An 11,659-nucleotide genomic window follows, 5' to 3' on the forward strand; every position below is an offset into this window, starting at 1 on the left:
CTCCTAATCAAATGCGTAGATTTCGAAAAGCGAGCCTGCCCTGCTGGTTGACAGGGGCTGTGCGTTGAGAGAGGTTAGGTGAGGCCACCAACTTCTCTGATCACTTTTTCATTATGCTCACCAAGCAATGGAGCCGGTCTGTTACAATATAATCTTTCGCCATTGATCCTTATCGGGCAGCGGGTGGTCGTGATTTCTTTATCCTTCAAATTTATCCCTTGCTCCATTTGCAAAACTTTATAAGCATCCATCCCCATCATTTTTTCCCAATCTAATACTTCCATAGCCCAAAGACCTGAATCGTGCAACCGCTGTATCCAATATACTGATGATTGCTTTTCCAGGTGACCCGCCAATACTGCTTTGATCTTGTCTCTTTCGGCGAATACATCTTCTTTTGAAAAACTGTATAATGCATCACAACCGCTGGCCGCAGCGAGGTCATGAATGTCCATCATGGCTAAAGCAATATAACCGTCCGTTGTTTTATAAATGCCATAAGGAGCACTTAATAAGGGGTGCCCATTATTAATGCTACTTCTTTTCGGCTGTTGATTACTGGCGAAATACGTGGTAAAAAGTTCAAACTGGAAATCGAGCAAAGTCTCTATCAGGCTCACTTCAATCAATGCCCCTTTATTAGTTTTTTGCCGGCGGATCAGGGCGGCGAGTATGCCTTGCACCAGCTGAGCGCCGGCTAAAATATCACCTATTGCTATTCCAAATGGAACGGGACCGTTATCACCATTGCCGGTGGTGTAAGTCAACCCTGTAATTGATTGCAACAATAAATCCTGTCCGGGTTTATTTTTCCAGGGACCTTCTTTCCCGTAACCGGATATTTCTGCATAAATAAGGCGTGGGTTAACAGTCAGTGTGTTCGCATAGCTTAATCCAATTTTTTCCATTACACCGGGTCTGAAATTATGGATCAGCACATCTGATTTAGCCAACAGCTTTTTTATTATCCCGATGTCATGCGCATCCTTTAAGTCTGCTGCAAAACTTTCTTTATTGCGATTGATTGTATGAAATAACAAGGAACTATCATTGGCCCAAAGATTTTTTATTGCCAGTTTTCTGCCGGCATCGCCTCCGTTGGGTCTTTCTATTTTTATAACCCTGGCACCCAAATCAGCCAACCGTAATGCAGCAGACGGTCCCGATAAATATTGGCAAAGCTCCACTACAATTAATCCTTTCAGCGGCAACTCTATCATACTACGACTGTTGATTTTTTATAACTTAAACTGTCACGATAAACCTTATTCATCTCCTTTAGTGCCGTTTTTGGATGTTCGTCTCTCATCAAACATTTTTGCAAAGGATCTCCGGCAAAATCCTGGAAGTGCAGGTAACCATGATACCTGGGCCGGAGATAACCATTATCCATTACAGGCAGAATGTTAGTAAAGAAATCATTGGTGAGTTGATTGGCCGAAGCGTCAATCCATGCCAACCTGTGACCAGGCTGACCGCCATGCTGAACATAGAATGTTCGCTGTATATCGGCTGAGGTGACCCATTGTGCAAAATCTATAGCAATTTCTTTGTGCTTGCTAAAAGCAGAAACTGATAGCCCTGTGCCGCCAATGGTTGTCCTGATCTTATTTTTATTAAAAGAAATGGGTTCCGCATAATGCAACAGCTTTTTTGCATAACCCGGCCTTGAATAATTAGAATAGCAATAGGCAAACGGACAATACCAAAAATCATCTGTAGTACTCATCATTTCCGCTATGGCGATGGGATTGCATCCAAACATTCTCTTATCAATAGGAGAATATAATTCTTTCATTGTATTGATAGTCAATACGCCGGTTTCCTCGTCTATAACCTCGTAATCATTTTGAAAGGGTTCTTTACCATGAGCGATACAAAAGCTGTAAAAATTCATCAGCAGGTCTATCGGTATGGCCGGCATTGCTACCTTTCCTCTTTTCGCCAGGTTTATCACTTCTTCCCATGTTTGCGGAAGAGATATATTATTACGTTCGAGTAAATCTCTCCGATAACTGGCAGCAGGCGTGGCTGCGTCGATGGCTAAAGCCCATTGCGAATTCTTATAGTTATAGCTGACATGAGAGTCCCCTACAGAATTTTTCATTTGATCCTGTAAATATTCATCGGGCAGATATTTATCAAGCGGCAATACACACTTTGTAGCAGCCGCACATCCTACCCATGGATGATCAATGACCAGGAGGTCATACTCCGTCGTTAATTTTTCTATTGGAAAATCTGCAAACTCCTGTAGCGTTCTCTTCTTCCATTGGATTTGAACGCCGGGATTTAATTCCTCGTACCGCTGGGAAGCAGCCAGCAGAGGAGTAATCCCCCTGCTGTGCCCCCATGTTATACCTCTTAAAACTGCTGCCATTGTTGTTAATTGATCTTTTTGTTGACCAGTAAAAGATGTTCACAAACCATCACCAGCTCATTTCGCTGGTTAAAGCACTCGACCAATTCTGTTATCAAACCATGACCCGGCTTCTTGTGTTCCTTTTTATCGATGATCTTCACCTTTACATGTAAGGTGTCGCCGATAAAAACCGGTTTTATAAATCTCAATCTTTCATATCCATATGTCATCGATACTTCATTCACCAGGTCCGCAGTGAGCCCAATAGCAATAGTAAATATCAATGTGCCATGAGCTATTCTTTGTCCGAAAGGTTGGGTCTTGCACCATTCTTCGTCCATGTGATGCGGAAAAAAATCTCCCGACTGACCTGCATGTATGATAATATCCGCATCCGTAACAGTACGCCCCTTCGTGTTGCGGATGCTGTTCAATTCAAATTCCTCGAAATGCTTCTTTATAAACATGTCGGCTTAGGTATCTTTTGTACTTTTTTAATAACACCTGAAGATTGTTGCGGAAATGCAGAATAAAGAGATAAGTGCCCGCTGGATGTTTAAAGCATATGGCAACTGTCTTTTTTCTAACCGTTACAATCGTCAGTCCGCAGATTTTTGATCTTAAAAACTAACCTGCTAATCAGGATGTTAAGGTAGAACGGCGAAAGCCCTTGTTCAATGTCAGGTTTTACTGTAATGATGGAAGATTTTACTACCTGCCTTTTTGAGAAAAGTTAATTTATCAGGTGTAACAAGAGAACTATTAGCTCTCAAACCTGTTGATCTTACTATCTAACCGGTATATGCTTAAAGGAATCCGTCATAAACTAACAATTTTATTTCTTTGCAATCAGTTGTATTCTTGTGCTCCGATAATCACTGTTATGGAATTTGAAAGCTCAAAAAATTTGATAGAGAATCTGACGAATTTTCGTCTGAATATGAAACAATATATACAACGCAAGTTAAAGGAAGGCAATTTTGATGTCACCTTTGAAATGCTGCAGGTGCTTGGCCTGCTTTGGCGCAAGCAGGATCTCAACCAACAGGAAATAGCCAATGCCGTTCAAAAAAACAAGGCCAGCATAACTCCTATCATTGACAACCTAACGAGACGAAAATTAGTGGTGCGATCGGAAGATCCTTCTGACAAGCGCAGCCGGATTATTTCGCTTACCCCGGCGGGCCGGGAGTATAAAGAACAGTTCATGCCGGTGATTAATGAGTTTTATAAACTAATGGAAACCGGCCTTACGAATACCGAAATAGAACAAGCTGCGCGGGTGATTCAAAAAATGAACAGCAATCTTAATTCTTAAAGAAACGGAAGCTAAAATAAGTTTAGAATGTGCGAAAAATGAAGCAAACTAAACAAAGGCATTGTTTGTACTTTTCCCTTTGTTTTTTTACCCTTGGTGCATATTAAATTTTAATACATGAAATGGAATTTCGATACCAGTTATCCTTCTATTGATGACCTGCGGAAACGGGCACAACAAAAAATACCCGGGTTTGCTTTTGAATATTTAGACGGCGGCTGCAACGAGGATGTGAATCTTTATAAAAACACCGATGAGTTAAGAAAGATTGAGTTGGTGCCGCATTACCTCAAAACTCATACAGGTTCTGACCTGAAAACGGAATTGTTTGGTCATATCTATGATGCACCTTTTGGTATCGCTCCTGTAGGTCTGCAAGGGTTGATGTGGCCCAATGCCCCTGAGATACTTGCCAGCGCTGCCTTTCAGCACAATATTCCTTTCATACTAAGCACCGTTACCACGTCTTCTATTGAACGAATCAGTGAATTGACCCAGGGCAAGGCATGGTATCAATTATATCACCCTGCTGAAAATAGTTTGCGTGATGATATTATCAAAAGATTGCAGGCAGCAAAATATGATGTGCTGGTACTATTGTGCGATGTTCCTTCGTTTGGATTCCGGCCCCGTGATATTCGCAATGGACTGGCCATGCCACCCAAGATGACCCTGCGAAATATTTTGCAGATCATGGGTAAACCGCATTGGGCATTGCGAACTTTACTGCATGGCCAGCCAGAGTTTGCCACCATGAAACCCTATATGCCTCCCGGTATGAGCATGAAGCAGCTTGGTCTGTATATGAATAAAACTTTTTCGGGAAGGTTGGATAAAGAAAAGATCGCCCCGATCCGGGATATGTGGAAAGGAAAACTTGTTTTAAAAGGTGTAGCCAGCGAAGCGGATACAGAAATCGCCACGCAACTGGGCCTCGACGGAATTATTGTTTCCAATCATGGCGGCAGGCAGATTGATGCAGGGCAGTCGGCAGTGCGATCATTAGAAGCCATCGTAAAGAACTATAAAGGCAAAATCAAAATTATGATGGACAGCGGCGTTCGTTCGGGCCCTGATGTTGCAAGAGCCATGGCATCAGGAGCTGAATTCACCTTCATGGGCCGCAGTTTTATGTATGGCGTATCTGCATTGGGGAAAAAGGGAGGCGATCATACCATTGCTACATTAAAAACCCAATTGCAACAAGTAATGGAACAACTGTGTTGTGAAAAGACTGATCAATTTCCCCGCCATTTGGTTTCAATGGAACAGGAAAGTCGCTATACGGATGACATGGTTGATGAAATCACTCAGCATAACACCTGATTTCAAAAAGGGAGACAGGTATATCGGGAGATGATTGTTCAAATTCAATTTTCAATTCTTTTGTTGTAACAGCCTTATCTAACCGGATAGTATTCCGCGTTTGATAATTGTCTTTTTTCTCATGCAATACTGTTCCAGCCCCATCCATTATTTTATAGGTCCTCACACAAAACGGCATGACATTTTCAGGGTGCGACATCAATACCGATTCCATCGGGTGATCAAAATCCGTATCAAAACTTAGTTCAATGGTTGATATAGTTTGCACATTGTGCCAATTGATGGTAAGGGTTGGGTGTTTATCATTCCAATCGGCTACCCAGGCATTGGGTTGATTGGTTGGCCGGGCAAGGCCATTCTTTACATTGGAAGGTGAGAAACCTGCAACCGGAGTTTTAAATGTCATAGCGAAATTATGTCCCCGTGGCCTGCGCTGCGGTATCCAAAACTCAAAAGAATCCACGCCAATATCCTCTGTAGGCTCTTGCCTGCCAAAATTAGACACCGCTTTATTGACCATATTAAAAACAGATAATATACCGGTAACTCTTTTTGAGGTTATGGGGATGCTTACCAGCTCATTTTTTCTGAATACAATAAAGCCATAAGCTGCATGTGTCATTACATTGACAAAATGAAGCGGTATACAATTTTTTCCTTCGTTAAGTTGTATGCGCTTCGCTTCTATCAATGTATCCGGCGTATGATGATCGGGCTTGCTGCTGATACGTAACTCTATATCGAGGATAGTTTTTTCTTTAGCAAACGCATGAAGATTCAATTCAGTTATTTTACCCTTATTTAAAGGAATCATTTGTGCGCCGGAAAAACTTAATTGAAACAAACCGGCATCTTCCGGGAATGCCTGCAATTTCAGTTCGCTGGAAGCATGTATCGTTGCTTTTTGCACAAGATCGTTTTCATCTTTAAGAACTACTCCGGGTATGTGCTGGCCTGCCCTGATCAGCTGTTTCTGCAACACGCTAACCGGAACTGTCGGGCCGATTTGTTTTGGTAATACATTTTCACTGGTAGCTATTACGGCGGCCATACCCACTGCCTGTCCAACATAAGCGCTGGTCGCCATTACCCGTGTAGAACCAAACGCTACATGTGATGCACTGATGATACGGCCCGCAATAAACAGGTTATTGATATTGCGGCTATAGAGGCAACGATACGGAATTTGATAAATGCCTTTGGGATGCCATTGATTGCAACCGGGCTTTTCGCTGAATACTCCATCGGCGGGATGTAAGTCAATACTCCAACCTCCGAAAGCCACCGCATCAGGATGCTGACGCTGTTCCACAATATCTTTTTGCGACAACATATAATCACCTTCAAAACGACGGCTTTCCCTTTTGCCGGGTATATGACCCACCCATTCAAGCGTGAGGTTTTCAGCTTCAGGAAAACCGCCGGAATTTTTTATGTAATTCCACACGCCGTATATCACCTTCCAGAGTTCCCATTTTATTTTTTCCGTATCGTGTACGGTATCCAGCCGGCCCCCGTATTCAATCCACCATAGCCGGCAACCATGCTCCTGTGAGTTAAAACTTTTATACCGCGGTATCTTCGTAATATCGGTCAATGCAAACGACGGTGGAATAAATTTGACAGGCTGACCGGTATCCCTGGAATAGAAATACATGGAATGACCCAACAACTCTCCATACGATTTTGACGGGGCAAATTTTTCGTCGAATTCATCTTTTGATTCAGCACCCATTCTAAATGCAGCGCCTGATAAAAAACCAATGATTCCATCACCACTGGCATCGCAAAAAAGATTGGATTGAATAGAATATAGCGTACTGTTCTGGCTGCAAAAAGCGGTAACACCACTGATCGTGCCGGCATCTTTTTTCTCTACCTCAAACACAGCGGTATTCAACAGCAGTTGAATGTTTGGTTCTTCTGTTACTTTCTCCAATAATATCGTGTCAAATATCAGTGCATTGCCTTCAGGGTTGCGGTACATATTCTCAACCAAAAGTTCGTCAATAACACCACCTTCCCTGGCCCAGCGGTTGTTATTGCCCATGTGTGAAGTAGCGCCCAACACCCAAAGCCTTACTTCACTCGAGGAGTTTCCTCCAAGCACCGGTCTGTCCTGCACCAGGATAACTTTCAATCCCGACCTTGCTGCTGTAATGGCACAGCAAACTCCCGATAAGCCACCGCCTGCAATGACAAGCCCCGCTCTTAATTTTACAGTATGCAATGATCTTTGCGATATTCCTTCCTCTTTAATCATAATTTTTTGTTTCCTGGTAATCAATATCTCTTTTCAGAGAAACAGTTTCTGATACGGTAGTCTTCTCCGTGGAAATAGCCAACAATTGAAGCTTTATTTTTCGTGTCGCCCGTAAAGGAATAATGGCCGACAGCAAAATGACACCCGCAATACCCAACACCAGCATTTTACCTGAAGTGCTCACAAAGCTTATTCCTACCAGCAATAATGCTGTAAAGGCTAATGCAAATGCTATTACTCTTAATCCAAAAAGATTTTGTTTTAAAATAGCTCTCTTTTCATCGGCTGTTTCCTCCAAAATCCGGTTCATTTTCTTTTCCTGTTTAGATGAAATGTACCGGACATAATCGGCACTTTCTTTTTTCCTTACTAAAAGAAATTCGTTAACCATCAACAGCAATAGAGGTAAACCCGTTCCAAGCAGCATTTCCTGCGAACGATCCAATCTTATTTCCAGCAAATAAGGTGTTATGAATTTGAACACACAATTGATCAGCAGGCAAAGTGCTGAGATCACGAAAGCAGCTTTGCCACTCAACTTTTTTGAAAACAATGCCCATAAAGCGGGGAGCAATAAAGGTCCACCCGTAATAGCAGCAATCGTTAATACCACTTCGATCATACCTCCCGCAGCGGGCACCAGCAATGCTATTCCTATCATCCCTAAACCCAGCAACAGCGATGAAAGGCGTGCTACTATCATCAACGATTTGTCAGAAGCATGAGGCCTGAACATGCCCTTATAAATATCATTGGTGATAATAGCGGACGTGACATTAAGCGTAGTGTTTGCTGTAGCCGATGTAGAGAAATACATGCCCGTAAGCATAAGGCCCATCAGGCCGGGAGGCAGTACCAGTTTGCAAACCTGCAAATAAGCGTTTTCAGCATTGAGGCCCTGCAATGATGGATCGATGCTTTTGTACACCATGGGCGGCAGCATCCAGATAATGGGACAAACAATATACAGGCCTGCAAACAGCAGGGCTACTTTTTTTGATGCTTTTGGTGACTCTACACTCGTGTAACGTTGCACAAAAGTCCAGTTGCCTCCAATATAGGTGATGCTGTACAAGGCAAAGGCCAGTATAAAACCAATGGTATATTCTCCATTCAGCAGGTTGAAAAAATCATCGGGTACATTATTGGTAAAGGCAGTCCATCCGCCTGCGGAATTCAATGCTAAGGGCAATACCAGCAACACGCTGGCAGTTAGCACCACAAATTGCAGGATGTCCGTCACCATCACTGCCCATAACCCTCCCACTGCGGTATAGGCTATCATCATAACTCCTAAAACAATTGTACTTGGCACCAGAGGAAAGCCAAGTGAACTGCTAACCAGTAAGGCAACAGGATACAATACAGCACCCTTACTAAACAACGATACGAGTAAAAAAATGTACATGTAAAATTTCTGAACAGCAGCGCCCAACCGTTCTTTAATAAATTCTGCCGCGGTAAATGCACCGGTTTTTTTCCAACGCGGTGCTAATAATAATGCGGTTATAAGGCCACCCAAAGCCATCATCCATTGAATAGTGACCGACACCCAGCCATATTTGTAAGCAATAGAACCCCAGGCTACAAAAGTGCCTGCCGAAAAAAAACTCATAAACAGTGACAGGCCGCCAATAAACCACGGTACGGATTCGCCACCTGCAAAAAATGATTTCATGTTTCGTCCCGTACGGGCAAACAACATCCCTATTACAAGTACAAAAGCGCTGAAAATGAAAATGACGAGTGTATCAATTGTTTTATCCATGATTTTTTTCTGTCTGGTTAGTTGCCAATTATTTTGATAACACGCAGACCAAAAGCAGGCAATGCCACCTGCAGTTTACTTGTATCCGTTATGCTATTTATTTGCATTCCTTTTTCGTCCAGTATGCTTATATTTTTTACCTGAACTTTACTGCCAGGAAAAAAACTGCCTGTATTAAGTTCCACTTCAATACTCCTGTTTTCATCATCGTCATTCAATAACAGTAGGTAAATTTCTTTCCTGTTTTCTGTCCTTGCTGCGAAATAGTCAATATACGGATCATTAATACGAGCCATATCTTTATTCAATACGAGCCGGGCAGTATTACCAAAAACTTTACCAGTTGCAAAGCCATACGATTTATGTGGACCCACTTTGGGTGTAATAAATCCTTGCGGAAATGAAATAGCTCCTTTGGAACGCAACTCCATTTCGGCGAGCAAGTAATCCGTGATCCATCCTACCTGCCACCATGCATGGTGAGGATAAGGTCCGGCCCCTTTGTTCATCGCATCCCAGTAATAAGAAGCTACGCTGCTGGCACTATCGACAAACGCATCACGGCCCAGGGCCGCAGCACGTGCCATGTTTAAGAAAAGTGAATCTCTGGTTAGTCCAAACATGCGCACAAACAACCCCGCATGACTAGCCAGTAATATAGGCCCATGAATATTGGCTGATCCAAAACTACCACCATGCTCAAAACTTAAACCTGCCTGGCTTATTTCCCAGTCCTGCCGTTTTATACCATTCACTGTTTTTATTTCATGATTAGGAATCGGATGCGTATAAATGGATGTAGTATACAACCGGGCAATATCAATAGCTGACTGTTGATATTTTTTTATACCTGTAATTTCAAAAAGGTCGAGCATTGCCTGCGCACTTTGGCCGGTGGCAAAATCAGGTGCAAAGCGAAGATCACCGCAGACGCCCAGGAAAAAACCTTTATTAGCTGCTTCTTTGATAAACCAATCCGCTCCACGGACAGCAGCGTCGAGATATTTTTTGTCACCGAGAATACGGTATGCCACAAGCAAGCCATAAAAAGTAGGACGATAATCTTTCAGATCTTTAAATACAATTTTTTCGGAAGCACGATCATAACCTACTTCCCAGTGTCCATCGGGATATTGCCAGTTTAGTAACTGGTCAGCACCTAATCTTAATCTTTCTTTAAGTTCGCTATCCGCAGGATTGAAGAGTAAAATATTTCCGATATCGAGCAGTGTATAATAAGTAAGTCCCATCGGTTCAACATAAGTACCCCACTCTTCTGTAAATTTTTTGCTCTTGCTAAGATAGTATTGACCGATGGCAGCACCCTGGAAAAAGCCCTTGTCCGATTGCTGCTGTTCCAATTTAAAATTACGGGCATAAGGAAGACGATGTTGCAACAAAATGCTGTCGCCCGTTATATTTGCAAGCATCCACATGGCGCCATAGTCGGAGTTTTTCATGGCGTCACGATCACTGCCAACAACTCCACCGAGATAAGCCTGTGCACCAATTTTGCGATTATTGAATTCTTCTATCCGCCACATGGATATGCTATCGTTATGCAAATATTGTTGCATAGCCAATATGCGATCAGTCAGTGATTGACGGGTTTGTTTTAAACTGATAAAATCAGCAAAGCGATACACTTTATTTACCGCATGTTTATAAACTGTATACCAATTTGCGGGTTGCAACGTATAGCGGAATGAAAAACTAAATTTTTCTCCCTGCTCCAGGTAAGAGCCTTTTTCACCCAATACAGGGTGGTAAGCAGTTGGTGTTAACTGTGCTTTACGATTCATTAATGAAAGACCGAGTGTCCAACCATTGAGGGTGTTAACATTACTTTCCCACGGATCGCGGGCGGTGCCGGGTGCGGGTATCACAGCAAGCGATAATCCATTTTTGTTGGTTAGAATGGGCGACAACGTTGATGCTGTTCGTTCGCGTACTATTATTGGCTTATTCGGAATACCATGTCCATATCCATAACTCTCTACAAGATTTGCTTCAAGCCTGCTTCCCTGGAAAAGACCTGGTATAATACCCCACTTTAGTTCAGATTCCTGTACCATAGCCAGGGTTGGCGTAGCAATAGAAAAATAGCCTGGCTTAAGCGCAGTGATGCTTATTGTTACCAGTATATCATTTGGATTACTATTATCTAATTGCCAGGTCGAATTGATGATCGCTGTATTTGTTGATTTTGAAAATTCGATTGTATTGTTTCCTGTTCTATTTCCCTTATCCGGGAAAAAATGAAGAGCAGTTCCTGCGGTGTTCATGGGTACGGGCCTCAGATTATCCCGCCATGTTCTCACAATATATTTATAGGATGGACCAGGAAATGCCTGTACTTCTTTGCCTAACGAGTTAATCAATGAAGCAGTATCGGGTTTTTGTTCGCTATACAATAAAGTAAATTCTCCTGAGGGATGTTGAAGCGGTTGAAATTTTCCGTTGCTCCACGCGGCAACCTGCGAAAGCTGAAAGCCTTTTGCTGTTTGCTTCCATTTTAAAGAAATGTTTTTATTCTGAAGTTGTAAGGGTTGTTGCGCCGTTACGGATTGTACGCAAGGCAGCAATACGATACTGAACCATTTTATGAAATTGAATTGCATC

At 42.6% G+C, this 11,659-nt stretch carries 8 protein-coding genes; 2 read left to right on the forward strand and 6 right to left on the reverse strand.

The window, feature by feature from the left end:
* Positions 1 to 74: 74 nt before the first annotated feature.
* Genes ACFEL9_RS20080 through ACFEL9_RS20090 form a run of 3 tightly spaced genes read right to left on the reverse strand, consistent with a single transcriptional unit; the run spans position 75 to position 2,829 of the window.
* On the reverse strand, positions 75 to 1,220 hold the full coding sequence (locus tag ACFEL9_RS20080) for a CaiB/BaiF CoA transferase family protein (RefSeq protein WP_385893957.1): 1,146 nt from the start codon (positions 1,218 to 1,220) through the stop codon (positions 75 to 77).
* Positions 1,217 to 2,380, reverse strand: coding sequence for an ABC transporter substrate-binding protein (locus ACFEL9_RS20085; RefSeq protein WP_385893959.1), 1,164 nt, complete (start codon positions 2,378 to 2,380; stop codon positions 1,217 to 1,219). Before ACFEL9_RS20085 ends, ACFEL9_RS20080 begins: the two co-directional genes overlap by 4 nt.
* A 5-nt stretch (positions 2,381 to 2,385) precedes the next feature.
* Complete coding sequence (locus tag ACFEL9_RS20090) at positions 2,386 to 2,829, reverse strand: MaoC family dehydratase (protein ID WP_385893960.1); 444 nt, start codon at positions 2,827 to 2,829, stop codon at positions 2,386 to 2,388.
* Between the two features lie 473 nt (positions 2,830 to 3,302).
* Here ACFEL9_RS20090 and ACFEL9_RS20095 point away from each other — a divergent pair, with 473 nt between their 5' ends.
* Together ACFEL9_RS20095 and ACFEL9_RS20100 are read left to right on the forward strand one after the other, a co-directional pair.
* Positions 3,303 to 3,680, forward strand: coding sequence for a MarR family winged helix-turn-helix transcriptional regulator (locus ACFEL9_RS20095; RefSeq protein ID WP_385893962.1), 378 nt, complete (start codon positions 3,303 to 3,305; stop codon positions 3,678 to 3,680).
* A gap of 117 nt (positions 3,681 to 3,797) precedes the next feature.
* On the forward strand, positions 3,798 to 5,006 hold the full coding sequence (locus tag ACFEL9_RS20100) for an alpha-hydroxy acid oxidase (RefSeq protein ID WP_385893964.1): 1,209 nt from the start codon (positions 3,798 to 3,800) through the stop codon (positions 5,004 to 5,006).
* On the opposite strand, the gene ACFEL9_RS20105 is transcribed toward ACFEL9_RS20100, so the two are convergent.
* Genes ACFEL9_RS20105 through ACFEL9_RS20115 form a run of 3 tightly spaced genes read right to left on the reverse strand, consistent with a single transcriptional unit; the run spans position 4,987 to position 11,658 of the window.
* Positions 4,987 to 7,269 (reverse strand): FAD-dependent oxidoreductase, encoded by a 2,283-nt coding sequence (locus ACFEL9_RS20105; protein WP_385893966.1) that lies wholly within the window; start codon positions 7,267 to 7,269, stop codon positions 4,987 to 4,989. The two genes, ACFEL9_RS20100 and ACFEL9_RS20105, sit on opposite strands and share 20 nt — an antisense overlap.
* Positions 7,262 to 9,037 (reverse strand): sodium:solute symporter family protein, encoded by a 1,776-nt coding sequence (locus tag ACFEL9_RS20110; protein WP_385893968.1) that lies wholly within the window; start codon positions 9,035 to 9,037, stop codon positions 7,262 to 7,264. Before ACFEL9_RS20110 ends, ACFEL9_RS20105 begins: the two co-directional genes overlap by 8 nt.
* A 17-nt stretch (positions 9,038 to 9,054) precedes the next feature.
* Entirely contained in the window at positions 9,055 to 11,658 is a 2,604-nt protein-coding gene (locus ACFEL9_RS20115) for a YyaL domain-containing protein (RefSeq protein WP_385893970.1), read from the reverse strand.
* Position 11,659 lies beyond the last annotated feature (1 nt).

The sequence above is a fragment of the Terrimonas alba genome (assembly GCF_042434975.1).
GTDB lineage: Bacteria > Bacteroidota > Bacteroidia > Chitinophagales > Chitinophagaceae > Terrimonas_B > Terrimonas_B alba.